This is a genomic window from Erwinia oleae, from assembly GCF_000770305.1.
Lineage (GTDB): Bacteria > Pseudomonadota > Gammaproteobacteria > Enterobacterales > Enterobacteriaceae > Erwinia > Erwinia oleae.
Map to the genome: position 1 here is coordinate 16,311 of NZ_JNVB01000002.1, position 23,196 is coordinate 39,506.

Annotated in this window: 23 protein-coding genes; 11 read left to right on the plus strand and 12 right to left on the minus strand. The window is 55.9% G+C overall.

Translation table 11 applies throughout. From position 1 onward, the window contains the following. Positions 1–92: 92 nt before the first annotated feature. From yihX to fabY, 4 genes are read left to right on the plus strand one after another with little or no spacing between them, the layout of a single operon-like run. A complete protein-coding gene (gene yihX / locus GS12_RS00760; protein ID WP_034943111.1) occupies positions 93–689 on the plus strand; it encodes a glucose-1-phosphatase in 597 nt (198 codons plus the stop codon). A gap of 2 nt (positions 690–691) precedes the next feature. After that, complete coding sequence (locus GS12_RS00765; protein ID WP_034943112.1) at positions 692–1,564, plus strand: virulence factor BrkB family protein; 873 nt, start codon at positions 692–694, stop codon at positions 1,562–1,564. Beyond that, positions 1,561–1,998 carry a D-aminoacyl-tRNA deacylase gene (gene dtd, locus GS12_RS00770; protein ID WP_034943113.1) on the plus strand — a complete coding sequence of 146 codons (438 nt, stop codon included), beginning with the start codon at positions 1,561–1,563 and terminating at the stop codon, positions 1,996–1,998. The genes GS12_RS00765 and dtd overlap by 4 nt, the downstream gene beginning before the upstream one ends. Before the next feature lie 31 nt (positions 1,999–2,029). Further along, a complete protein-coding gene (gene fabY / locus GS12_RS00775; protein ID WP_034943114.1) occupies positions 2,030–2,965 on the plus strand; it encodes a fatty acid biosynthesis protein FabY in 936 nt (311 codons plus the stop codon). 19 nt (positions 2,966–2,984) lie between these two features. On the opposite strand, the gene rluF is transcribed toward fabY, so the two are convergent. From rluF to GS12_RS00790, 3 genes are all read right to left on the minus strand, one after another. Further along, positions 2,985–3,839, minus strand: coding sequence for a 23S rRNA pseudouridine(2604) synthase RluF (gene rluF, locus GS12_RS00780; RefSeq protein WP_034943116.1), 855 nt, complete (start codon positions 3,837–3,839; stop codon positions 2,985–2,987). A gap of 58 nt (positions 3,840–3,897) precedes the next feature. Next, positions 3,898–5,580, minus strand: a complete 1,683-nt coding sequence (locus tag GS12_RS00785; protein WP_034943117.1) for an AsmA family protein — start codon at positions 5,578–5,580, stop codon at positions 3,898–3,900. Positions 5,581–5,709: 129 nt separating this feature from the next. Next, a complete protein-coding gene (locus tag GS12_RS00790) occupies positions 5,710–7,089 on the minus strand; it encodes a nucleobase:cation symporter-2 family protein (protein ID WP_034943119.1) in 1,380 nt (459 codons plus the stop codon). A 148-nt stretch (positions 7,090–7,237) separates the two neighbouring features. On the opposite strand from GS12_RS00790, the gene GS12_RS00795 reads away from it, so the two are divergent. Then, positions 7,238–7,471, plus strand: coding sequence for a DUF2526 family protein (locus tag GS12_RS00795; RefSeq protein WP_034918323.1), 234 nt, complete (start codon positions 7,238–7,240; stop codon positions 7,469–7,471). 2 nt (positions 7,472–7,473) lie between these two features. Here the strand turns inward: GS12_RS00795 and recG are convergent, their stop codons facing one another. The 5 genes from recG to gmk are packed head-to-tail and all read right to left on the minus strand — an operon-like array spanning position 7,474 to position 13,337. Further along, positions 7,474–9,552, minus strand: coding sequence for an ATP-dependent DNA helicase RecG (gene recG, locus GS12_RS00800; protein ID WP_034943262.1), 2,079 nt, complete (start codon positions 9,550–9,552; stop codon positions 7,474–7,476). Then, positions 9,549–10,247 carry a tRNA (guanosine(18)-2'-O)-methyltransferase TrmH gene (trmH, locus tag GS12_RS00805; protein ID WP_034918325.1) on the minus strand — a complete coding sequence of 233 codons (699 nt, stop codon included), beginning with the start codon at positions 10,245–10,247 and terminating at the stop codon, positions 9,549–9,551. The genes recG and trmH overlap by 4 nt, the downstream gene beginning before the upstream one ends. Before the next feature lie 3 nt (positions 10,248–10,250). Further along, positions 10,251–12,362, minus strand: coding sequence for a bifunctional GTP diphosphokinase/guanosine-3',5'-bis pyrophosphate 3'-pyrophosphohydrolase (gene spoT / locus GS12_RS00810; RefSeq protein ID WP_034943132.1), 2,112 nt, complete (start codon positions 12,360–12,362; stop codon positions 10,251–10,253). Positions 12,363–12,384: 22 nt separating this feature from the next. Beyond that, positions 12,385–12,660, minus strand: coding sequence for a DNA-directed RNA polymerase subunit omega (gene rpoZ, locus GS12_RS00815; RefSeq protein WP_034918331.1), 276 nt, complete (start codon positions 12,658–12,660; stop codon positions 12,385–12,387). A gap of 53 nt (positions 12,661–12,713) precedes the next feature. After that, complete coding sequence (gene gmk, locus GS12_RS00820) at positions 12,714–13,337, minus strand: guanylate kinase (RefSeq protein ID WP_034918334.1); 624 nt, start codon at positions 13,335–13,337, stop codon at positions 12,714–12,716. Positions 13,338–13,597: 260 nt separating this feature from the next. Here gmk and ligB point away from each other — a divergent pair, with 260 nt between their 5' ends. Continuing rightward, positions 13,598–15,256: an NAD-dependent DNA ligase LigB gene (gene ligB / locus GS12_RS00830; protein ID WP_326929844.1), complete on the plus strand. Its 1,659-nt coding sequence runs from the start codon at positions 13,598–13,600 to the stop codon at positions 15,254–15,256. Here ligB and GS12_RS00835 read toward each other — a convergent pair. Continuing rightward, positions 15,253–15,870 (minus strand): trimeric intracellular cation channel family protein, encoded by a 618-nt coding sequence (locus tag GS12_RS00835; RefSeq protein WP_034918340.1) that lies wholly within the window; start codon positions 15,868–15,870, stop codon positions 15,253–15,255. The two genes, ligB and GS12_RS00835, sit on opposite strands and share 4 nt — an antisense overlap. 96 nt (positions 15,871–15,966) lie before the next feature. Then, positions 15,967–16,305: a zinc ribbon domain-containing protein YjdM gene (locus GS12_RS00840; RefSeq protein ID WP_034918342.1), complete on the minus strand. Its 339-nt coding sequence runs from the start codon at positions 16,303–16,305 to the stop codon at positions 15,967–15,969. Between the two features lie 177 nt (positions 16,306–16,482). Here GS12_RS00840 and GS12_RS00845 point away from each other — a divergent pair, with 177 nt between their 5' ends. Next, positions 16,483–17,256: a GntR family transcriptional regulator gene (locus tag GS12_RS00845; protein ID WP_034943138.1), complete on the plus strand. Its 774-nt coding sequence runs from the start codon at positions 16,483–16,485 to the stop codon at positions 17,254–17,256. A gap of 4 nt (positions 17,257–17,260) precedes the next feature. On the opposite strand, the gene GS12_RS00850 is transcribed toward GS12_RS00845, so the two are convergent. Together GS12_RS00850 and GS12_RS00855 are read right to left on the minus strand one after the other, a co-directional pair. Continuing rightward, on the minus strand, positions 17,261–18,130 hold the full coding sequence (locus tag GS12_RS00850; RefSeq protein ID WP_034943140.1) for an ROK family protein: 870 nt from the start codon (positions 18,128–18,130) through the stop codon (positions 17,261–17,263). 5 nt (positions 18,131–18,135) lie between these two features. Beyond that, entirely contained in the window at positions 18,136–18,831 is a 696-nt protein-coding gene (locus GS12_RS00855; protein ID WP_052118314.1) for an N-acetylmannosamine-6-phosphate 2-epimerase, read from the minus strand. Positions 18,832–19,166: 335 nt separating this feature from the next. On the opposite strand from GS12_RS00855, the gene GS12_RS00860 reads away from it, so the two are divergent. From GS12_RS00860 to GS12_RS00875, 4 genes are read left to right on the plus strand one after another with little or no spacing between them, the layout of a single operon-like run. After that, a complete protein-coding gene (locus GS12_RS00860) occupies positions 19,167–20,180 on the plus strand; it encodes a Gfo/Idh/MocA family protein (RefSeq protein ID WP_034943143.1) in 1,014 nt (337 codons plus the stop codon). 28 nt (positions 20,181–20,208) lie between these two features. Next, positions 20,209–21,474 carry an ABC transporter substrate-binding protein gene (locus tag GS12_RS00865; protein WP_034943145.1) on the plus strand — a complete coding sequence of 422 codons (1,266 nt, stop codon included), beginning with the start codon at positions 20,209–20,211 and terminating at the stop codon, positions 21,472–21,474. 51 nt (positions 21,475–21,525) lie between these two features. After that, the gene (locus tag GS12_RS00870; RefSeq protein WP_034943146.1) at positions 21,526–22,386 is read left to right on the plus strand and encodes a carbohydrate ABC transporter permease; all 861 of its coding nucleotides are present in this window, start codon (positions 21,526–21,528) and stop codon (positions 22,384–22,386) included. A 1-nt stretch (position 22,387) separates the two neighbouring features. Further along, positions 22,388–23,194, plus strand: a complete 807-nt coding sequence (locus GS12_RS00875; RefSeq protein WP_034943148.1) for a carbohydrate ABC transporter permease — start codon at positions 22,388–22,390, stop codon at positions 23,192–23,194. The last annotated feature ends 2 nt before the right edge of the window (positions 23,195–23,196 follow it).

Genomic DNA, 23,196 nt, shown 5'->3' on the forward strand with positions numbered 1-23,196 from the left:
GAAGCTTCCTCGCAGTTTTCAAATCCCTCACCTGTTCAGTCTCCTCTTTTAACGCTAGAGTGAATAGCTCACCGGCACAAAAGGAGATGACCATGCTGTATATCTTTGATTTAGGTAACGTCATTGTTGATATTGATTTCAACCGGGTTCTCGGCGTCTGGAGCGATCTGGGTCGTGTGCCGCTCGCCACGCTTACCGCGCGTTTTACCATGGATGAAAACTTTCATCGTCATGAGCGCGGCGAAATCAGTGACGAAGCGTTTGCGGCCACTATGTGTGAATCGCTCGATCTGGCGCTGAGCTTTGAACAGTTTTCCGCAGGCTGGCAGGCGGTTTTCGTCGGCGTGCGTCCCGACGTGATTACGCTGATGAACAATCTGCGCAACCGCGGCGAGCGTGTGGTGATCCTCTCTAATACTAACCGTTTGCACTGCGGTTTCTGGCCTTCACAATATCCGGAAGTGCAGCGCGCGGCGGATAAAGTGTATCTTTCGCAGGAGATGGGCATGCGCAAGCCGGAAACGCGTATTTACCAGCAGGTTTTAAATGAAGAGGGCGTGACGGCGGATCAGGCCATTTTCTTTGATGATAACCTTGAGAATATTGAAGGCGCTCGCGCGGTCGGTATTCACAGCGTCCATGTAACCAGTGCCGACACGGTTCCCGCGTTTTTTGCCGCTCGTTCCTGATTATGCGTGCCATCAACCATTATCGGCATCGCTGCCGCGCCATTTGGGGGTGGATAAAACTCCTCTGGCAACGCATTGACGAAGACGGCATGACCACGCTCGCCGGTAATCTCGCCTATGTCTCTCTGCTTTCGCTGGTGCCGCTGGTGGCGGTAGTCTTTGCGCTGTTTGCGGCTTTCCCGGTGTTTTCAGACGTCAGCGTTCAGCTTAAGCGCTTCGTCTTCAACAACTTTGTGCCGTCGTCCGGGACGATTATTCAGAGCTACCTGGAGCAGTTCGTCGCGAACGTTAACAAAATGACGGCGGTGGGCGCCTGTGGGCTGGTGATCACCGCGCTGCTGCTGATGTACGCCATTGACTCTGCGCTGAACACCATCCTGCGCAGCCAGCGTAAACGCCCGCTGGTCTACTCCTTTGCCGTTTACTGGATGATCCTCACACTGGGGCCGCTGCTGGCAGGGGCCAGCCTGGCGATAAGCTCTTATCTGCTTTCGTTACGCTGGGCGTCGGTAACCGGCGTCAGCTGGCTGATTGAATACGGGTTGCGCGTCTTTCCGCTATTGCTCTCGTGGCTCTCTTTCTGGCTGCTTTACAGCATCGTGCCGACAAGGCAGGTGCCGATGAAAGATGCGCTGATCGGTGCACTGGTGGCCGGGTTGCTGTTTGAGTTAGGAAAAAAGGGGTTTGCACTCTATGTTACGATGTTTCCGTCGTATCAGTTAATTTACGGTGTGCTGGCGGTGATCCCGATTCTGTTTCTCTGGGTCTACTGGACCTGGTGTATCGTGCTGTTGGGCGCAGAAATTGCGGCGACGCTGGGCGATTATCGCCTGTTAAAGCAACAAGAGCAGGAAAAGGAAGACGCAGAACGATGATTGCCTTAATTCAACGCGCACTGAACGCGAGCGTAACGGTTGCCGGAGAAACAATAGGGGAAATCGGCCCCGGTTTACTGATTTTGTTAGGGGTGGAAAAAGGCGACGATGCGCAAAAAGCGCAGCGTTTGTGCGATCGGGTATTGGGCTACCGTATTTTCAGCGACGAAAACGGCAAAATGAATCTTAACGTTCAGCAGACCGGAGGCAGCGTGCTGGTGGTATCGCAGTTCACCCTTGCCGCCGACACGCAAAAAGGGATGCGGCCTGGCTTTTCCGGCGGTGCCGAGCCCGGCGAAGCGGCGCGTTTATATGACTATTTTGTTGGCTGCTGTCGTGAAAAAGGGATAACCACAGAAACCGGACGCTTCGCTGCCGATATGCAGGTTGCGCTGGTTAACGACGGGCCGGTAACCTTCTGGCTTCAGCTTTAGAGCTGCGGCTTCAGTAAGAGAGAACGCGTTTATGTATCATCTTCGAGTGCCTGAAACAGCGGAAGAGCTGGATACCTACTATCAGTTTCGCTGGGAAATGCTGCGAAAGCCGCTTCATCAGCCGATGGGCTCTGAGCGAGACGCCTGGGATGCGCTGGCGCATCATCAGATGGTGGTGGACGAGCGTGGCGATCCTGTTGCGGCCGGGCGTTTGTATATCAACGCGGACAATGAAGCAGCCATTCGCTTTCTGGCGGTGCATCCTTCGGTGCAGGGCAAGGGGCTTGGCACGCTGGTGGCGATGACGCTGGAATCCGTCGCCCGGCAGGAAGGGGCCAAGCGCGTGGTGTGCAGCGCCCGCGAGGACGCCGTCAATTTTTTTAGTAAGCTCGGTTACATCAACGAGGGTGAAATCACCGCGCCGCAGACCACGCCGGTACGGCATTTTCTGATGATTAAACCAGTGATGACGCTGGATGACATCCTCCATCGCGCCGACTGGTGCGGACAGCTTCAGCAGGCCTGGTATAACCATATTCCGCTCAGCGAGAAGATGGGCGTGCGTATCCTGCAATACACAGGCAAAAAGTTCATCACCACCATGCCGGAGACGGGAAATCAGAATCCTAACCACACGCTGTTTGCCGGCAGCCTTTTCTCGCTGGCCACGCTGACCGGCTGGGGGCTGATATGGCTACTGCTTCGTGAACAGCACCTTGGCGGCACTATTATTCTTGCGGACGCGCATATTCGCTACAGTCATCCCATTTCAGGCAAGCCGGGCGCGGTTGCTGACCTGGGGTCATTGAGCGGCGATCTGGCTCGGCTGGCGCGTGGGCGCAAAGCGCGGGTGCAGCTTGAGGTGGAGCTTTTTGGCAATGAAGTGTGCGGCGCGGTGTTTGAAGGCGTCTATATAGTGCTGCCAGCCGACCCGGACGGCCCGCTGGAGCTGGGCGGATCGGGCTGACGAGCCGTGTCGCCAGCGCTTAGCGCCCTTTTTTGCGGCGTCCGGGCTGGTTAAAGCGCTGGCGGGCGCCGCCAGCTTTATCCGCTGCTTTAGGCGCAGGCGCGCTCGGTTTCTTTGCTGTTGCAGGCTTTGCTTTGGGTTTTTTCACCGTTTTCTCATCGGAGGAGGAGTTCTCGGTAAGCCTGAATAATTCAATCAATTCATCGTCGGTTAAATCACGCCATTCACCCAGCGGCAGGCCTTTCAGGTTCACGTTCATGATGCGGGTGCGTTCAAGTTTGGTGACTTCATAATCGAAGTGCTTACACATGCGGCGGATCTGGCGGTTAAGCCCCTGAACCAGCGTAATGCGGAAGGCGAACGGCGCTTCTTTTCTCACTTTGCATTTTTTTGTCACCGTACCCAGCATCGGCACGCCCGCGCCCAGCCCGTGAATAAATTCATCGGTTACCGGTTTATTCACCGTTACCACGTACTCTTTCTCGTGGTTATTACCGGCGCGCAGAATTTTGTTAACCAAATCACCGTGGTTGGTCAGGAAGATCAGCCCCTGCGACTCTTTATCCAGACGGCCAATAGGGAAAACGCGCTTGCTATGATTAACAAAATCGACAATGTTGTTCTGCTCGTTTTCTTCAGTAGTACAGATCACACCAACCGGTTTATTCAGCGCAATGAGCACCAGGTCTTCTTCGTTACGCGGCTCAATAAGCTGACCATTAACCTTTACCACGTCGCCGGCAAATACCTGATCGCCCACCGAGGCGCGTTTGCCGTTAATAAAAACATTTCCCTGTTCGACATAGCGATCGGCATCGCGCCGTGAGCAGATACCGCTTTCGCTAATGTATTTATTAAGACGCGTGGATAGCATGAGACCTCCGTAAAAAAAACGGACTATACCTTACCGCCACGTTGCTTAAAACAGGAGATTACCGCGTGCCGACAACCTGGCCCGCCTGCATGGTTTGCTGGAGCGATTTCTCGCCGGCGGTCACCGAAAGCGTGCCGTTTACCGTTGGCCTCAGCGCCGTCTCAGCGGCCAGACTGGCATTGATTTTGAGTTGCATATCGCCATTTCCCTCCAGCGGTAAGGCTGGCCAGCCCCAGTTTTGCAACAGGTTAACCGGCACCTGGCGGCCGTTGAGCGAGAGGGTCAGCGCCCGCTGCGGCTGCTGAGACAGCGTTGCCACGCCCTCAATCATGCCCTGGCGGGTAAACGCGCTCATTTCCGTGACGTTGATGGCGTTCGCCTCTGCATTGAGCGTAATGGAAGGATGACGGACATCAACGCCATTCCACGTCGCCTGTGCGGCGTTCAGGCTGAGCCTGCCCGCTCCCATTCCCCACTGATGATTGTGTGCCAGCAGCAGGTTGCTGCCGCTGCCTTCCAGCGAGGTCATCTGGAACGGAAAGTCCGGATTGATATCAATAATTAGATTACGGTTCGCTTCGAACCTGGTCACTTCCACGCCGGAAAGCCAGTCCGGCAGTCGCGCCATCCAGCGTTCTCGCCACTGGCGGGGCAGCGTATACTCCAGCCCGGCTATCGCCAGTTCGTCCAGCGTCAGCTTTTTATCATTGCGCGTCCACTTTCCGGTGGTGCGCACCAGACCATCCGCGAAGCGTGAACTGAACTGCGTCAGCGCCACGCCGTCGCGCGAAAAGGTCATATTGGCGATGGGATCGTTGAGCTGGAAGTCGCCGTTCACAAAGCCGTTGGCATTCATTGACAGCGAACCGTCGTCGCTCTCCCAGTCGCCATCGCGCAGGGTGATATTTTTGAGCACCATATCAAAATCGGTAATCGCCCAGTCTGCGCCCTCAAGGCGAGCATCGGTGACGTCCACGCGATCGAAATGCACGGCGGGCAGGGTGAAAACCGGCGTCAGAAATGCGGAAAGCGATTTCTCGCTTTGCAGACGAATGCTGTTCAGACGCAGAGTCGAAACCTGCCACTGACCCTGCGCGTCACGGCTTGCGCTGCCGGTGACAGAGCCCAGCGCCAGGTCCGCACCCAGATTGCTGATGACTAACTGCTGCTGAGTTTTGCTGCCCTGAATCAGCACGTTCGCGGCCGGAATGCCGTTGATGTCCAGCGAGCCTGCGCTCATCTGAAAACGCGCTCTGTTACCGATAAAATCGCCCCGGGCTGGTTTCCAGTCGAGGATGCCGCCGTCAACGCGCTGCGCGGTGAAGGGCAGTTCGCCGTGCGTGTTATTTACCGCCATCTGGTTAAGCTGAAGCCGGTCGGCCTCCAGCGGCAGGCCCGCGCTGTTGTTATCGATATTCAGCGTGCCTTTTTCCAGCAGGATGCTGCCGAAACGCTGCGGCGCGGTAAACTGAGCGGCGCGCACGCCTAAATCAACGCGCCGGGCGGTAACCGTTGCGGCCTTGCCCTCACGGCCAAATGAGACGTTATTGAAGATCAGATGCGCAGGATCGGAAAAGTTATGCTCCAGCTTACTAAAGGTAAGCTGATAGGGCGTATGCTTGCTGACGGCACGGCTTATCCAGCCCGCGCCCCACTGCGTTTGCAGCAGGAAATAGAAAATCACGATCGCCAGCAGGATTAACAGCAGCAGCGAGAGCAGAATTTTTCCGAGTAATTTCATTGCACCTTTCCCTATGAGCGTTCGTCAGTGTGTTGTTATGCCTGATTTAATGACGAAGCTCAACCGCCAGTCAGCGCGGACGCTTCGAAAAACGCCCGACGCAGATTGACAGGATGACACAGGAAGCGTTTATTTTTCCTGCGGAAAGAGCAGGTTCAGAATGATGGCGGTGATGCCGCCAGCCGCAATGCCGGAGGAGAGCAGCGTTTTCAGCCAGTCAGGGGCAAACTGCAAAATCAGCGGCTGTTGAGACACGCCAAGCCCTACCGCCAGCGAAAGGGCGATAATCATAATAGCCCGACGATTGAGCGGCTCGCGCGACACAATACGTACGCCGGAAGCGGCGATGGTGCCGAACATCACAATTGTCGCGCCGCCCAGCACGGGTTCAGGAATATGCTGAACGAATCCGCTGACCGCCGGAAACAGACCCAGCACGATCAGCATCAGCGCCACTACGAAACCAACGTAGCGGCTGGCAACGCCGGTGAGCTGGATCACGCCATTGTTTTGTCCGAAACAGGAGTTGGGGAAGGTGTTAAACAGCGCAGAGACACATGAGTTCAGGCCATTAGCCAGCACGCCGCCCTTCAGTCGCGCCATATAAAGCGGGCCGCTGACCGGTTGTTCAGACACATCGGAGGTGGCGGTAATGTCGCCAATGGTTTCCAGTGAGGTCACCATAAATACCAGCATCAGCGGGATCAGCAGATTCCAGTCAATGCCGAGCCCGTAATAGAAGGGCGTCGGAAGAGTTATCAGTGACTGGTTCATGGCTGTGATATTTTCCGGCAGCATATTCAGCGCCCAGGCCAGCAGATAGCCCACCGCCATCGCAATTACCAGCGAAGCCACGCGCAGCCAGGGATTGCGCTGACGGTTAAGCAGAATAATGACCAGCAGCACTGCGCCCGCCAGCAGCAGATTTTTCGGCGCGCCGAAGGTGTGATCGTTCATTGCGGCAAAACCGCCGCCGATAGAGGTCAGCCCGACCTGAATCAGCGACAGGCCAATGATCATCACCACGATACCTGACACCAGCGGCGTAATGACGCGCCGCGCCAGGTGAAGCACGCGTGAGAGCAGCATTTCGGTGCAGGAGGCCAGCATCAGCGTGCCGAACAGCGCCGCCATCATGGTCGGCACATCTGCGCCGCCGTTTTTCAACGCCATCCCACCCATGATCAGTGGCGTAACAAAGTTAAAGCTGGTGCCCTGAATCGACAGGAGTCCGGAGCCTATCGGTCCCCACGTCTTGATCTGCAAAATGGACGCCACGCCGGAAGCAAACAGCGACATACTGATAATGTGCTGCGTATCCTCCGCGGGCAGGCCGAGCGCCTGGCAAATCAGCAGCGCTGGCGTAATGACCGCAACAAACATCGCCAGCAGGTGCTGGCAGGCGGCGAAAAGGGTTTGCGGCAGCGGCGGGCGGTCTTCCAGACGATAGATCAATTCGCTTTGGGTGGGGCGGCGTTGCAGCCCGGCGTCGGGGTTATTCACGGACATTTTCACGGTTCCCTGGTGAACAAAGTGGGGATTCTAATCGCGCAGGCGCAAAAAGCAATCGTTTGCTCACCTGAATATTTCTCAGGCTTCGCGCGGCGCATTTAGCGGGGTATAGTATTTAACTGACCAGTACAAAAGGAGTAACAATATGGATCACCTTGCAGAGGTTGTCGCTCGCGTTGATGAATCAATCGTGAAGAACGTTATTCCGCAGATGAATACGCTACTGTGTGAGTTGAGCGAGGACAAAGCGCTGTCGCGCGAAGATCGCTACGCGCAGCAACAGCGCCTGCGCGTTGCCGTATTTAAGCACAGCACGGAAAAGGAAGAGTTAGCCGAGCAGCGCAGGCGGTGGCTGACGCAGGGCGGAATCATCACCTGAGATCAGGCATTGGTATAGCGTTCGGTTTCCGGTAGCCAGCGCTCAATTAGCGCCTGCGCCTGCTCAGGGTAGCGCTGGTGAATATGACGCGCCACGCGCTGCACTTCAGGGATCATCGCCGCATCGCGCAGCAGATCGGCCACGCGAAAAGCGGCGCTACCGGTCTGACGCGTGCCCAACAGCTCGCCGGGGCCGCGGATTTCCAAATCGCATTGCGCGATAACAAATCCGTCGTTACTGTCGCGGAGCACCTGAAGACGTTTTTGCGCGGTTTTGCTCAACGGCGCCTTATACAGCAATACGCAATGCGATGCGACGGAACCACGCCCCACGCGGCCTCGTAGCTGATGGAGCTGCGCCAGTCCAAGGCGCTCCGGGTTCTCAATAATCATCAGGCTGGCGTTTGGGACATCAACACCCACTTCAATCACCGTGGTTGCCACCAGCAGATGCATTTCACCTGCCTTAAAGGCCTGCATGACCGCCTGTTTCTCGGCAGGTTTCATGCGGCCGTGCACTAATCCAACCTGAAGTTCAGGGAGCGCGAGCTTAAGCTCTTCCCGGGTGGCTTCTGCGGCCTGCGCCTCAAGCTGTTCAGACTCTTCAATCAGCGTACAAACCCAATAGGCCTGGCGGCCTGCGCCACAGGCGCTTTTCACCCGATCGATAATTTCTCCCCGCCGCGTATCGGGAATGGCCACGGTGGTCACCGGCGTGCGGCCCGGCGGCAGTTCGTCAATGGTTGACGTATCCAGATCGGCATAGGCGGTCATTGCCAGCGTGCGAGGGATAGGCGTGGCGGTCATGATCAACTGGTGCGGATGAAAACCCTGCTCTTCACCTTTCTCCCACAGCGCCAGACGCTGATGCACGCCAAAGCGGTGCTGTTCATCAATTATCACCAGCGCCAGGCCGTTAAACTGCACCTGTTCCTGAAAAATGGCATGGGTGCCAACGATCATCGACACCCGCCCTGATGCGATCGCCTCCTGCTGTGCCTGTCGCGCCTTACCTTTCTGCTTACCGGCAAGCCAGCCCACCTCAAGTCCTAACGGCGCAAACCACTGGCGGAAGTTATTGGCATGCTGTTCCGCCAGCAGTTCGGTGGGCGCCATCAGCGCCACCTGCTTACCCCAGGCAATGACTTTCAGGGCGGCCAGGGCCGCAACCAGCGTCTTGCCTGAACCCACATCACCCTGAACCAGACGCATCATTGGATAGTCATGGGCTAAATCCTCTTCGATTTCACGTACCACGCGGGACTGCGCGCCGGTGGGGCGGAAAGGAAGGGAAGCTAATAGTTTGTCGCTCAGATCGTTGCGCGCACTCATCGGCAGCGCGTGATAACGCTGCGCGCCAGCGCGAACGGCAAGCATACTGAGGTTATGCGCAAGTAGCTCTTCCATAATCAGCCGTCGCTGTGCGGGATGTTTTCCGCCTTCGAGATCGGGCAGCGCGATATCCGGCGGCGGACGATGAAGCGTACGCAGCGCCTCCGGCAGGCTTATCATGCCGCGACTCATCTCAGGCGGCAGCAGTTCGGCAATGGCGCAGGTTTCTAACAGCACAAGCGCCTGATCGGTAAGATTACGCAGCGTCGCCTGCCGAATGCCTTCCGTGGTGGGATAGACGGGCGTCAGCGTCTCCTGTAGTTCAGGCGTGCTGTTGTCATCCTGCACGCGATATTCAGGATGGATAATTTCAGCACCGCGCTGGCCGCGCTTGATTTCACCCCAGGCGATGACGCGGCGGCCCGGAGAGAGGCTGTTTTTCATTCCCGCATTGAAATTGAAAAAGCGTAACGTCAGAATGCCGCTGCCGTCACTTATCTGACAGGTCAGCATGCGGCGGCGACCAAAAGAGATATCGCTGTGCAGCACTTCACCTTCAACGGTGGCATAAACGTCAGGCAGCAAATCGTTGATGGTGTAGAGGCGGGTGCGATCTTCATAGCGCAGCGGCAGGTGTAATAACAGATCCTGAACGGTGGCCAGCCCCAGCTTCGCCAGCTTTGCTGCCTGACTTGCGCCAACGCCGGAAAGCGACGTCAGCGGCACGGCATCCAGCAGGCGGCCGTTCATTTTTTTCGCACCGACGACTGCATTGTCGCCCACCAGTCAGCGTCGGCGATGACTTCGCCTGTATCGCTGATTTCTGGTCGTGGTAGCCCTTTGTGTTTGGCCACGCGCGCCAGAACCGGATAGCCTCCCTCAAATAGCAGGCGCTGCTGCTCATCGCGCGGCAGCGTGCTGGTCTGGCGTTGATACATGCCTGCATTTTGCCGTTGGCGCTGGGCTTCGTACAAAATCAGCGCGCAGGCCACGGAGACGTTAAGGGACTGCACCATGCCCACCATGGGGATCACAATTTCACGATCGGCCAGCTCAAGCGCCCGAGGAGTAATACCAAATTTTTCCTGACCAAGAAGGATGCAGGTAGGGCGGGTATAATCAATTTCGCGAAAATCGACGGCTTTATCAGAGAGATGCGTTGCCAGAATCTGCATGTTTTGGTTTTTAAAAAAACCGGCGGCATCTTCAATGCAGCGGTGCGTTTTGACCTCTACCCAGCTGTTGCTGCCCGCCGCCGAGGAAGCCCGCGTGCGCATTCGGCTTCCGGGCCAGACCGCGTGCACCTGATGAACGCCAACGGCATCCGCCGTACGAATAACGGCGGAAACATTGTGAGGTTTGTGCACCTGCTCCATGCAGACGGTGAGGTCATGCTGGCGGGCGGCCAGCATTTCAAGGATGCGCGCAAAGCGTTGGGCGTTCATGCGCTAATTACGATTACGATGAACTTTTATCACATCCGGCATTACGCGAATTTTGCGCATAATATTCGCCAGATGGACGCGATCGCGGGCGGTCAGACGGATGAAGGCGCTGTAAACGCGGCCGTCTTTCTCTTCCGTATTCAGGCTCTGAATATTAGAGCCCGCAGTGTTAATTGCCGCCGTCAGGTTAGCCAGCGCACCCTGATGGTTAAACATGTCCACCTTGATCTCCGCCACGAACTCCTGTTCGGTCACTTTATCCCATTCGACGGCCATAAACTTCTCTGGCTCTTTTTGATAGCCACGAATGTTACGGCAGGATTCGTGATGCACCACCAGCCCCTTACCAGGACTGACATGAGCGACAATCGGGTCGCCGGGGATGGGACGACAGCATTTGGCAAAGGTGATCAGCACGCCGTCGGCGCCTTTTATCGGCAGCTTGCTGCGGGACGACGACGGTGAAAGCTGCGCCTCTACGTCGCTCTGTTGCAGATTTTTCGCAATAACGACGCTCATCGCGTTGCCGAGGCCGATCTCTGCCAGCAGATCGTCCAGCGTCGCCAGCTTCATGCGCGCCAGCTCGTGCTGAATATTTTCCGGTGGAATTTCTGCCAGCTTGCGGCTGCCGCCAAGCGCATGGTTGAGCAGACGGCGCCCCAGACTAACCGAGTCGTCGCGCTTAAGGTTTTTCAACAGCTGGCGAATTTTGGCGCGCGCTTTCGAACTGACCACGAAGTTGAGCCATGCCGCGTTGGGGCGCGCGCCCGGCGCGGTGATCACTTCAATGGTTTGCCCGCTGGTTAACGGCTGCGAGAGCGGGTAAGGTTGGCGATCGACGCGTGCGCCGACGCAGGCATGCCCGATATCGGTGTGCACCGCGTAGGCAAAGTCCACCGGCGTGGCGCCGGCAGGCAGCTCGACGATGCGGCCTTCGGGGGTGAAAACGTAAATCTCATCCGGAAACAGATCGGATTTAACGCTCTCAATAAATTCAAAGGAGCTTCCGGCGCTTTGCTGAAGTTCCAGCAGGCTTTGCAGCCAGCGCTGAGCCCGGATCTGCGCGGTAGTGCCGCTCTCGCCCTGCTCTTTATAAGCCCAGTGCGCCGCCACGCCCATTTCCGCCATCTGATCCATATCTTCCGTGCGGATCTGAACTTCAACCGGTACGCCGTGGGGGCCAATCATTGATGTATGGAGCGACTGATAGCCGTTGGCTTTGGGAATGGCAATATAGTCTTTAACGCGGCCCGGACGCGGCTTATAAAGGCTGTGCATCTGACCCAGCACGCGATAGCAGGTATCCACATCGCTTACGATGACCCGAAAAGCGTAAATATCCATAATTGAATGAAAGCGCTGCTCTTTCAGGTGCATTTTGCAGTAGATAGAGTAGAGATGTTTCTCCCTACCGCTAACGCGACAGGGGATCCCCGCCTCCTGCAAACGGCCGTCGATTTCAGAGAGGATTTTTTGGATCATCTCTTTACGGTTGCCGCGCGCGGCTTTCACCACTTCTTTAATAACGCGGTAACGATTGGGATAAAGCGCTTCAAAACCCAGCTCTTCCAGCTCGGTCTTGAGGTGATGAATACCCAGACGATGGGCCAGCGGGCTGTAAATCTCCAGCGTTTCTAACGCGATACGACGGCGCTTGTCCGGTCGCAACGCGCCAAGCGTACGCATATTGTGCGTCCGATCCGCCAGCTTGATAAGGATGACACGGATATCCTGCACCATCGCCATAATCATCTTGCGGAAGTTTTCCGCCTGCGCTTCTTTTTTGTCGCGAAACTTCAGTTTATCGAGCTTAGAAACGCCTTCGACCAGTTCGGCAACGCTTTTACCAAAAAGCTGTTCCATGTCCTGATAGGTAGCAGGGGTATCTTCAATCACATCATGCAGAAGCGCGGCCATGAGCGTTTCACAGTCGAGCTTCATTTCCGCAAGGATACTGGCGACGGCAACCGGATGGGTGATATAAGGCTCACCGCTGGAGCGCGTCTGCCCCTCGTGGGCATCACGTGCGACAAGGTAGGCCTGCTTGAGGCGCTTTATCTGCTCCTCAGGCAAGTATTTTTCAATCAGCTGATTAAGGCTTTCAAACAGATACAAGGGCGCGCCTTCGTGCTAAGGATTAACGGCGGCCTTCAGCGATAGCGGTAACGGCCTGAATTTCAGCGGCTTCCTGCTCTTGCTGTTCCTGACGGTCGCGTACGTCCAGAATCTGGTTAGTGATCAAACCTTCTTCGATTTCGCGCAGCGCGATAACGGTTGATTTGTCGTTTTCTTCGGGAACCAGCGCATCTTTCCCACCCACCTGCATCTGACGCGCACGGCGAGCAGCTACCAGAACGAGGTCAAAACGGTTACCAATTTTTTCTACTGCGTCCTGTACGGTTACGCGTGCCATAATTGTGATACTCCACGGGTGAAGAAATGACTGGGCATCATACTGAGTTGTTTTCAGTCTGCCAATAGTTTGCCGATCAGCGCATCATGCCGGGATTTTTGACGTCCCATACGCAGGCGCTCGGCTCGAATGATGGTTTTTAAATCTGACAGCGCCAGATCAAAATCATCATTCACAATAAGGTAATCATATTCTGCAAAGTGGCTCATCTCCGCCACGGCCTGCGCCATGCGGCGGCGAATAACCTCTTCGCTGTCCTGACCGCGGCCACGCAGGCGACGGTCTAATTCATCCTTTGACGGCGGCAAAACAAAAATACTGCGTGCCTGCGGCATTTTTGAACGGATCTGCTGAGCGCCCTGCCAGTCGATATCAAGAAACACATCCACGCCGGTGGACAGAACCTGCTCAATGGCGCGACGTGAGGTGCCGTAATAGTTGCCAAACACTTCGGCATGTTCAAGAAAGGCTTCTTCCTGAATCATATCGCGAAATTCATCATGAGTGACGAAGTAGTAGTGTTCGCTATGCCGTTCACCGGGCCGCATTTCCCGTGTGGTGTGGGAAATAGAAACCTGTGTGTCATACAGCGGCTGCGTTTTCAGCAGCGCCTGAATCAGGCTGGATTTACCTGCACCGCTCGGTGCAGAAACAATAAAAAGCGTGCCTTGAGCCATTTTTTCTTGATATGCCAATCGAAGTCTGTTTCCTGCACAGTATACACGGCTGGCGCGGCGGGTGCAGCGTTTCAAGCATGCTGATGCTTTTTTTATCAGATGTTGCGAAGTGGCTCGCGGCAGCCATGTTGCTTTTCATGGTAAACGCACTTTCCTTGCGTAACGCCTTCCGGTTTTTCATTTTTGCTTTCGCGTTCCAGCGCGTACTACGTTTTAATCATCTCAAGTGAATAAAAGAGGCCGCAGGGATGCGAAGTTTAATGCTGTTTTTCATACTGTTTTGTCCTTATCTGAAAGCACAATGCCCGGTGTGGACGCCCGCGCGTGCAGAAAAGGAGATGGCTGCCTTAGAACAACAGTTACACGCGTGGGATGAGGCTTATTACCAGAAGGGCGAAAGCGAGACTGAGGACGAAAAATATGACGCGCTTCAGCAGACCTTTCAGGGGTGGCAGCGCTGTTTCCATCCTGAAAATCCCTTGCGCCAGCCCGCATTGTCGGGAGAGGGAAAGGTGCTTCACCCGGTGGCGCACGTCGGCGTGCGTAAGCTCGCCGATCGCGCGGCAGTGGCACAGTGGATGGAGGGAAAACGCGATCTGTGGATTCAGCCTAAAATCGACGGCGTGGCGGTCACGCTCCATTACCACTCCGGGAAACTGGTAAAGCTCATCAGCCGCGGCGACGGCGCGCATGGCGAAAACTGGACTAACAAAGTCGCATATATTTCTGCTATTCCCCGGCAAATCCCTCTGCGCGAGCCCACCCTGATACTACAGGGCGAACTCTTCCTCCGGCGGACCGACCACCGTCAGGCCATACAGGGCGGCATCAATGCGCGAGGAATTATTGCAGGCGCAATGCGGCGTAGTGAACCTGCCAAAGTGCTAAACGATGTGGGGCTATTTGTCTGGGCCTGGCCGGATGGCCCGGCGAATATGCGTGAGCGAATCAATAAATTGAGTGAAGCAGGCTTTACGCTGGCAGCCGACTGGACAAAATCGGTACAGACGATTGAAGCGGTAGCTGACTGGCGTGAGCGCTGGTTTAACGAACCGCTGCCTTTTGTTACTGACGGTGTGGTAATACACAGCTCGCCGCCCGCAGGACGTTACTGGCAGCCAGGCGGCGGTGACTGGGCGGTTGCCTGGAAATACACGCCGCGAAGCGCCAGTACGGTCGTCCGCTCGGTTGAATTTTCTACAGGTCGCACAGGCAAAATCAGCGTGGTGCTCAACCTGGAGCCAATATTGCTGGATGATAAGCTGGTGGGCCGGGTGAGCGTTGGTTCTGTGCAACGTTGGAAAACTCGAGACATTGCGCCCGGGGATCAGGTTACGCTCAGTCTGGCAGGGCAGGGAATTCCGCGTCTGGATGACGTGATCTGGCGCGTGACGCACCGCGAGGTCGTTGATCTGCCGGATACCACGCGCTTTCATCCATTAAGTTGTCTGAGATATACGCCAGCATGCCGCGAGCAGTTTCTCGCCAGGCTGGTTTGGTTGAGCAGCCAAAACGTTCTTAATTTGCATGGTATTAATCGCAGCTTCTGGATGCGTCTGATTCAGGCGGGTCAGATTGACCATCTTTTCTCATGGTTGCTGCTGACGCCTGAGCGACTGCAAATTGATACAGGAATCACTCCCTCTCGTGCGTTGCAGGTCTATCACCAGTTTTCTCTGAGCAGGCAGATGTCTTTCCAACGATGGGTGAAGGCGCTGGGCGTACCGATTCCGGAAGTAGCACTTAAGGCCATGGGTGACGACAGCTGGTCGACTTTGCTGAGCCGCAGCGAGCAGGCGTGGCAGGCCTTTCCGGGCGTCGGGCGTAAAAGATCGCAGCAGATCCGCAGCTTTACAGACAACCCGGAAATACGGCTGTTGATCGAATTCTTGCAGGAGAATCTGATTAACCCTCATTAGTGATCCGCATGAGGATAATTGAAAACTGGCAGACCGAGCCTGAACCGCAGCGCTATCAGACGCGCGAACAGGCCAAACAGAAGGGTAATAGTGACGATGACTTCATGAGAAAAAGGCGTTTTAAGCAGCAGAATATAGAGCCACCCGGAGGCAAACGCGATACCAGCGTAAAGCTCTTTTTGGAATACAAGAGGAATACGATTACAGAACATATCACGCAGCACGCCGCCAAACACGCCGGTGATGACCGCACTGATGGCGGCAATAAGTGGGGCGTGCCCCATTTCCAGGGCGACATTGGCGCCGATAACAGAAAACACCACCAGCCCGAGCGCGTCCAACACCAGAAATACTTTGCGTAAATGGGGCATCAGTGGCGCAAGCCAGGTAGTAACAACTGCCGCAGCGGCAACGATCATGATGTATTCGGGGTTTTTCACCCAGCCGAGAGGGTAGTGACCAAGGAGAATATCTCGGACTGAACCGCCGCCAATAGCGGTAACGGAAGCGATGATAATCACGCCGAACATGTCCATTTTACGACGGCCGGCGGCCAGCGCGCCGGTCATGGCCTCTGCTGTAATACCGATAATATAAAGTACAGTCAGTAACATAGGCCCTTCCTGCTGAAAGCCGTTAGCAAGCCTGATTAGATAAGAAATAAAACGCCGCCTTGCGGCGGCGTTCACTAGCTGCGGACAAGCCAGAAATCAGTTTTTTTTCACAAACTCTGATTTAAGCTTCATTGGGCCAAAGCCGTCGATTTTACAGTCGATATTGTGATCGCCTTCAACCAGACGAATGCTTTTAACTTTAGTGCCAATCTTAAGTGGGGTGGAGCTACCTTTAACCTTAAGGTCTTTGATCACCGTAACGCTGTCGCCATCCGCGAGCAGGTTGCCGTTGGCGTCTTTAACGATTAGCGCCTCTTCCGACGCGGCATCAGTCTCTTCTGACCAGACGTGTCCGCACTCCGGGCAGTTAAACATGGCACCATCCTGCCAGGTATATTCAGACTGGCATTTTGGGCAGGGAGGAAGGGTTTGCATAGTAAGCCTCAGCGTAATCCATAATAAAATAGCGGGCATTTTAGCCTGGCGGCTGCGGCAAACCTATAAAAAATTCCCCGCGCCATAAGCAAAGTTCACGGTTGCGACAACCGGCAGAGATCGGGCGAAGCAGGTAAAAATCAGGTAATCTTGCCTGACGGGTGGATCACCGATGTGATGGGCATGGATAAAAAAATCATTAATACACTGAAACAGCACTGCGGTAAGGCAAATCGCGGCGCAGGGCCGCTTTACCAGCGCCTGGAAAATGGTTTTCGGGAAATGGTGAAAAGCGGTGAGTTAAAAGCAGGTTATGCCATTCCCAGCGAACGCGAACTGTCAGAACAGTTGGGTCTGTCGCGCGTTACCGTTCGGCGCGCGCTGAGTGAACTGGCGCAGGCGCAGATTATTGTGCAGCGGCGCGGCGCGCGAAGCACGGTAGCCGGAAGAGTTGAAAAACCACTCTCATCGTTGACCAGCTTCAGTGAAGATATGATGTCGCGTGGCTATCAGCCTGGTGCAACCTGGCTGGAAAAAGAGTTAGTTCAGGCTTCGCCGTCGGAAATCATTGCGCTCAGTTTATCGCCCGGCGCGCTGGTATGGCGGTTAAAAAGGCTGCGCACGGTTGACGAGCGGCCAATGGCCGTTGAGATTGCCGTGATTCCCCAGCAGTTTATCCCTTCGCCGGCGGCCATTACTCACTCATTGTATGCCGTGTTTCAGCAGCAGGGCACCCTGCCGGTGCGTGCACTGCAACGTATTCGCGCCGAGCCTCTTTCGCGTGAGCACAGCCAGCTTCTGGAACTGCCGTTACAAAGTCCTGCATTACACGTCGAGCGTCACTGCTATCTGGAAGATGGTCGACCAATTGAATACACACATACCTGGTATCGCGGAGACAGCTACGACTTTTTGGTGGAGCTTCAGCGCGACGTCACGCCGTCGGAGTAAACGCTTACCGCCGCGCCGCCCAGTCAGCCACGCCGATTAACCCCGTATCGGCCCCACCTGCGGCAGACGTTACCGGCAGGTTAAACAGCGGCGGAAAGGCATTCAGCGCCTGCTGAATACGCAACAGCATACCGTCCGCCATGCCCACGCTGCCGCCAATGACCACCTCTTCAATATCCACCAGCATTAGCGTATCGGCGATAGCCTGCGCCACTGCCCGCGCTGCATTCAATAAAATGGCCTCTGCCTGCGGATGGCTGGCCGCCAGCGCGAAAAGCTGGCGGCTGTCAAGCGGTTGCTGTAACAGCGCCGTTGCCTGGCGTGCCAGAGCCGTACCGGAAGCCACATGCTCAAGGCAGCCCTGCCGCCCGCAGCCGCAGCGGCTCTCTGTTTCATCGAGCGGTGAGACGTTGACGGTTGCATGGCCTATGTGCCCCGCCAGGCCGTGCGGGCCGGAACGCAATTCTCCGTCGCAAATCAGGCCGCCACCCACACCGGTGGAGAGCGTAATGAACAGCAGATTGCGGATGCGCGAACGGCGGGGAAGGTATTCTCCCCACGCCGCCGCCTGCGCATCGTTAAGCATAATTACCGGACAGTTGAACCGCTGGGTCAGTACGTCAGCAAGCGGGAAGCCTTTCCAGAAAGGGATAGTATTCAAATTCACCGACCACACGCGTCCGTCGCGCAGATAGCCGGTAGTGGCGACCGCCACCTTTTCGACCGGGTAGTCGGAACGCGTCAGTTTTTGTAGCGCCGTCAAAAACGCCGCCTCGCTGTACTGCATAGCTATCTGACGGCGCGCCACGCAGTGGCCATCTTCAATCCATGCCGCAGAAAGCTTGGTGCCGCCAATATCCAGGGCCAGGATCATCGGTGTTATCCTCTTTTCGCCGCGTCATCCAGCGCGCTTCGATACCACTCGGTAATATGCTCTATGCGGGTAATGGCCGAGCCGACGGTGACAGCGAATGCGCCAGCCTGCAATGCTGCTGCCGCCTGAGCCGGTTCGCGAATACGTCCTTCAGCCATGACGCGACAGCCGCGTTTTGCCAGCGCGCCGATCAGTTCCAGATCCGGACGATGCATCGGCTGATCGACCGTTTCCGCAGTGTAACCAGAAAGCGTTGAGCCGATAAAATCGCAGCCGAGCGCCGCCGCGTTGATGCCGTCGTCTAACGTGGCGCAGTCCGCCATAACCCGCAACCCTAACCGGCGAGCGTGCTGATAAAGTTCTTCCACCGATACCGGACGGGCACGCCGGGTAGCATCGAAAGCCACAATGTCAGCGCCCGCCCCGGCCAGCGCGGTAATATCAGCAATAAATGGCGTAATACGCACAGGAAAATCATCCAGATCGCGTTTCACAATGCCAATGATGGGTATATGCAAATTCTTTGCCACCTGTCGAACGTTCTCAACGCCTTCGATGCGTACCGCGCTGGCACCTGCCGCCTCAGCGCTTTTTGCCATCGCCACCACGATATCAACATGATCCATCGGCCCGTCTGTCACGGGCTGACAGGAGACGACAAGCCGGTTTTTCAGCTGGTTTATGTCAATCACTGTTCTGATCTTCCTTAGGTTAACCGCCACGACAGACACATAACCATAATAATACCAGATTTGTAAATTGGTATTTTAAAATTATATGTATGCACAGTGATGGTGCTCGTATTTTCTTCAGTTGCACTAAAATTATACTGGACAAGCGTTCCTGACGAGACGTATAACAGGCTGAAATCAGGTGGGTATGCGCCTGTTCAGGGTAAGTTGCTTAAATTTAAGCCGTTTCTTTTCTGGTATCTATCTGGATTTATTCTGGCATGGTAATTGAATAACTGTCTGCTATCAGACGCTGAGTCAACGTCACGATGCGATTTAATCAATCAGGCACAGAGGAAGATGAGATGAAAGAGGGCGTTATCAAGGTCGGCGTCGCAGGCGCAGGCTTTATGGGGGCGATGCATGCCCGGGTCTGGCAGCAGATGTACGGCGTCGAGGTTGTTGGCGTTGCCGATCCTGACAGGGCGCGAGGTGAAGCGCTTAAGGCCTGGATACCCGATCTGCACTGCTATGAAGATTTTAACGACATGCTGGCGCGGGAAGATCTTGATATCGTCAGCATTTGCACAAAAGATGACCTGCATCTTGCGCCTGCGCTGGCTGCGGCGAAGGCAGGGAAGCACATTTTCCTTGAAAAACCCATTGCGGCAACGCTGGAAGACGGCAAGGCAATTGTTCGGGCAGCCAGGGATGCCGGCGTAAAACTGGGTATCGGCTTTTTGCTGCGGTTCGATCCGCGCTACTCCCGTGCCAGAGAAATCATTGCTTCCGGCGAGGCTGGCGAGATTAGTCACATTGCCGCGCGTCGTAACAGTCCGGCCATTGAAGGCCCGGCACGCTATGGGGGCAGTTTACCGCTGCCTTTGCACGTCACGGTGCATGATGTCGATATGGTGCTGTGGCTGTTGGAGAACACCAAACCGGTCAGCGTTTACGCGCAAACCACCAATAAGCGACTGGGCCATCTGGGCACGGAAGACGCGGTATTCGCCATTATCCGCTTCGCCGACGGCAGCGTGGTGAATCTTGAAAGTGCCTGGGCGCTTCCGGCCGGTTCACGCACGCTGCTTGATGCCAAAATGTCGATCCTCACCACACAGGGTTTACTGGAAGTAGAGTGCGGCGAATCCGGCCTTTACCACGCCAGTGAAAGTATGAACCGCTATATCGACACACAGCACTGGCCGCTCAGCCAGGGCGAAATCAAAGGCGATCTGCGCGAAGAGCTGATGGCGTTTGCCAGCGATGTGCGTAACGGCACCACGACTGTTGCAACCGGCGAAGAGGCGAACGAAGCGCTGCGCATTACGCTGGCGATCATGGAATCTGCCCGCACCGGCGAGATCGTTCGGGTCTGACCTTTTGCTGTTATAACCAGGGGATGTGATGAACATGAAAACGATTCGAATCGCCGCCGCGCTTGGCGCATTGTTACTGACAGGCCCGGCCACCGCGCAGGAAACGCTTCGCGTGCTGCTGGAAGGGCACAGCACCAGTGATTCTCTTAAGGCGCTGCTGCCAGAGTTTGAAAAACAAACCGGCATCCACGTGCAGGCGGAAATTGTGCCCTACAGCGATCTCACCTCAAAAGCGCTGCTGGCGTTCTCTTCCCGCAGCGGTCGATACGACGTGGTCATGGATGACTGGGTTCACGCGGTGGGTTACGCCTCGGCAGGCTATATCACGCCGGTGGATAAGTGGATGAAAGCCGACACGGCGCTTTTCGACGCTGGCGATTTCGTTAAAAGCTATGCCGATACGCTGCGCTATAAAGAGCACTATTACGGGCTGCCGGTTTACGGTGAAAGCACCTTCCTGATGTATCGCAAAGATCTCTTCCAGCAGTATGGCATTGCCGTACCGAAAACCTTCGACGAGTTGGCGGCCGCCGCGAAAACCATCAAGGAGAAAAGCGGCGGCAACGTGGCCGGTATCACGCTGCGCGGTGCGCAAGGCATTCAGAACACCTTTGCCTGGGCGGCGTTCCTTTGGGGATATGGCGGCCAGTGGATAAAAGACGGGAAGTCGGCGGTGGCTTCACCGCAGGCGACAGAAGCGACCAATGCCTTTGTTAATATTCTGAAAAATTATGGCCCAATCGGCGCGGCCAACTTTGGCTGGCAGGAAAACCGCCTGGTTTTTCAGCAGGGCAAAGCGGCGATGACCATCGACTCCACGGTAAATGGCGGCTTTAACGAAGATCCGAAGGAGTCTTCGGTGGTCGGTAAAGTGGGCTATGCGCCGGTTCCGGCCCAGCCTGGAAACCATGCGGGCAACAGCGGCGCGCTCCAGGTTCATGGGCTTTATATTGCCAGCGCCAGTAAGCATCAGGATGCGGCGTGGAAATTTGTCAGCTGGGCGACCAGCCAGCAGACGCAGATGAAGTCCGTTGAGTTGAATCCCAATGCGGGCGTCAGTTCGCTTGGCGCGATAAACAGCGAAGCCTTTACCCAACGCTATGGCGCCTTCAAAGACGGCATGCTGGACGCGTTGAAAAATGGCAATGCGGCCTATCTGCCTACCGTGCCGCAGGCCACGCAGATTATCAACAATACCGGCATTGCGCTGTCGCAGGCGCTGGCAGGAACGAAGTCGATTGAGAGCGCTCTTCAGGAAGCCAACAGCCGCAACGACAAGGCGCTGTCCCGTTAACCTGATTCGCCGGGGCGTTTCCCCGGCGCCCACTATCTCGCCGGGAAAGCTATGAAAGTAAAACTGACGCAGCAGGCTTTTACGCTTCCGCTGTTGATACTGTTGCTGGCCGTGTCGCTCTATACGCTGGGTTATGCCATTTACCTGGCCATTTTCGATATCGATCTGATGTCGCCGCCGCCCTTCGATTTTGTCGGCCTGGCCAATTTCATTGACGTTATCCAGCAGCCCAGGTTGTGGTATTCCCTCTGGCACACGCTGGTTTACGTCGCGGGTTCGATTGCGGTAGAGCTGGTGCTGGGCTGCGCCATCGCGCTATTTATCAGCCGCGATTTTTTTGGCCGCAGGCTGGTGAGAGCATTGCTGCTGTTGCCGATGATCGTCACGCCGATCGTGGGTGGCCTGATATGGCGTATTTTTTACGATCCTAATGCCGGCTTGTTTAACTGGCTGATTGGCCTGGTGGGCCTGGCGCCCGTTGACTGGCTGGGCAGCCCGCAAACCGCCATGGCATCGCTGATCCTGGCCGATGTCTGGCAGTGGACGCCTTTTATCATTCTGCTGGTGTCCGCCGGGCTGGACGCGCTACCGACTGAGCCGCTGGAGGCGGCGGAGCTGGATGGCGCGCGCGGCTGGCGGCTGCTGGCGTTTATCAAGCTGCCAATGATGAAATCCATCATCATGATCGCGCTCTTTCTGCGCATGATCGACGCCTTTAAATCCTTTGACCTGATTTACGTTATGACCCGCGGCGGGCCGGCGCTGGCGACGGAAACCACCAATATGTTTGCGTATCTGACTGGTTTTCAGGATTTCCGCATCAGCGAAGCGGTGGTCATCGCTATTTTGAATACGCTGATGGTGATTGTGGTGCTTTCGTTTGCCAGCAAACGCATCATGAAGGAGGCGTAAAATGATTAAACGGATCGGTTTTTATCTGCTGCTGGCGGTGATCCTCGCGTTCTTTCTGCTGCCCATTTACTGGCTGGTGACGCTTTCATTAAAAACCTATATTGACGCGTTCGCCATGCCGCCAAAGCTGTGGTTTACGCCCATTCTTGACAACTATCGGCAGGTATTGAGCAACGGCGATTTTCTTCGCGCCTTTGGCAACAGCCTGTTTATCTCGTTTGTTTCAACGCTGCTCTGCCTGTTGTTCGGCGCGCTGTTTGCCTATGGGCTGGTGTTTTTTATCGAGCGGAAAGGACGCGCGAAGCGTTTCATCATGAGCCTGCGTTTTGCGCCGGTCATCATGCTGGTGCTGCCGGCCTATTACCTCATCACCTCGCTGGGCATGACGGACAGCTATCTGGTGCTGATTGTGGTCTACACCGTGGCAAACGTGCCCTTTACCATTCTGATGGTGACGACCTTTTTTGAAGATATTCCTCCCGAGCTGCGCGAAGCGGCGCTGGTGGATGGCGCCAGCGAGTGGCGGATCTTTCGCAGCGTGATGCTGCCGCTTGCCCGTACGGGCCTGGCGGCCTCTGGCGTACTGACGCTGTTCTTTATCTGGAACGAATTCCAGATTGTCCTGACGCTTTCCGGCGACGCAACGCAGACGCTGCCGGTTGCCATCACGTCGTTCCTGACCTTCCAGGGAACGGAGTGGGGCCCGCTGACGGCGGCGGGAACGCTGGTGATGTTACCAATGCTGATTCTGGGGCTGCTGGTGCAAAAGCATCTGGTACGCGGCCTGACCATGGGCGGCGTGAAATAGCG

Coding starts and splice junctions, on each gene's coding strand:
- GS12_RS00765 (WP_034943112.1), top strand. CDS start 692: ATGCGTGCCATCAACCATTATCGGCATCGCTGCCGCGCCATTTGGGGG.
- GS12_RS00785 (WP_034943117.1), bottom strand. CDS start 5,580: ATGAAATTACTCGGAAAAATTCTGCTCTCGCTGCTGCTGTTAATCCTG.
- GS12_RS00790 (WP_034943119.1), bottom strand. CDS start 7,089: ATGTCCGTGAATAACCCCGACGCCGGGCTGCAACGCCGCCCCACCCAA.
- GS12_RS00795 (WP_034918323.1), top strand. CDS start 7,238: ATGGATCACCTTGCAGAGGTTGTCGCTCGCGTTGATGAATCAATCGTG.
- rpoZ (WP_034918331.1), bottom strand. CDS start 12,660: ATGGCACGCGTAACCGTACAGGACGCAGTAGAAAAAATTGGTAACCGT.
- GS12_RS00875 (WP_034943148.1), top strand. CDS start 22,388: ATGATTAAACGGATCGGTTTTTATCTGCTGCTGGCGGTGATCCTCGCG.
- GS12_RS00850 (WP_034943140.1), bottom strand. CDS start 18,130: ATGATCCTGGCCCTGGATATTGGCGGCACCAAGCTTTCTGCGGCATGG.
- GS12_RS00860 (WP_034943143.1), top strand. CDS start 19,167: ATGAAAGAGGGCGTTATCAAGGTCGGCGTCGCAGGCGCAGGCTTTATG.
- dtd (WP_034943113.1), top strand. CDS start 1,561: ATGATTGCCTTAATTCAACGCGCACTGAACGCGAGCGTAACGGTTGCC.
- fabY (WP_034943114.1), top strand. CDS start 2,030: ATGTATCATCTTCGAGTGCCTGAAACAGCGGAAGAGCTGGATACCTAC.
- gmk (WP_034918334.1), bottom strand. CDS start 13,337: ATGGCTCAAGGCACGCTTTTTATTGTTTCTGCACCGAGCGGTGCAGGT.
- GS12_RS00870 (WP_034943146.1), top strand. CDS start 21,526: ATGAAAGTAAAACTGACGCAGCAGGCTTTTACGCTTCCGCTGTTGATA.
- ligB (WP_326929844.1), top strand. CDS start 13,598: ATGCTGTTTTTCATACTGTTTTGTCCTTATCTGAAAGCACAATGCCCG.
- rluF (WP_034943116.1), bottom strand. CDS start 3,839: ATGCTATCCACGCGTCTTAATAAATACATTAGCGAAAGCGGTATCTGC.
- GS12_RS00835 (WP_034918340.1), bottom strand. CDS start 15,870: ATGTTACTGACTGTACTTTATATTATCGGTATTACAGCAGAGGCCATG.
- GS12_RS00845 (WP_034943138.1), top strand. CDS start 16,483: ATGGGCATGGATAAAAAAATCATTAATACACTGAAACAGCACTGCGGT.
- yihX (WP_034943111.1), top strand. CDS start 93: ATGCTGTATATCTTTGATTTAGGTAACGTCATTGTTGATATTGATTTC.
- recG (WP_034943262.1), bottom strand. CDS start 9,552: ATGAACGGCCGCCTGCTGGATGCCGTGCCGCTGACGTCGCTTTCCGGC.
- GS12_RS00840 (WP_034918342.1), bottom strand. CDS start 16,305: ATGCAAACCCTTCCTCCCTGCCCAAAATGCCAGTCTGAATATACCTGG.
- GS12_RS00865 (WP_034943145.1), top strand. CDS start 20,209: ATGAACATGAAAACGATTCGAATCGCCGCCGCGCTTGGCGCATTGTTA.
- trmH (WP_034918325.1), bottom strand. CDS start 10,247: ATGAACGCCCAACGCTTTGCGCGCATCCTTGAAATGCTGGCCGCCCGC.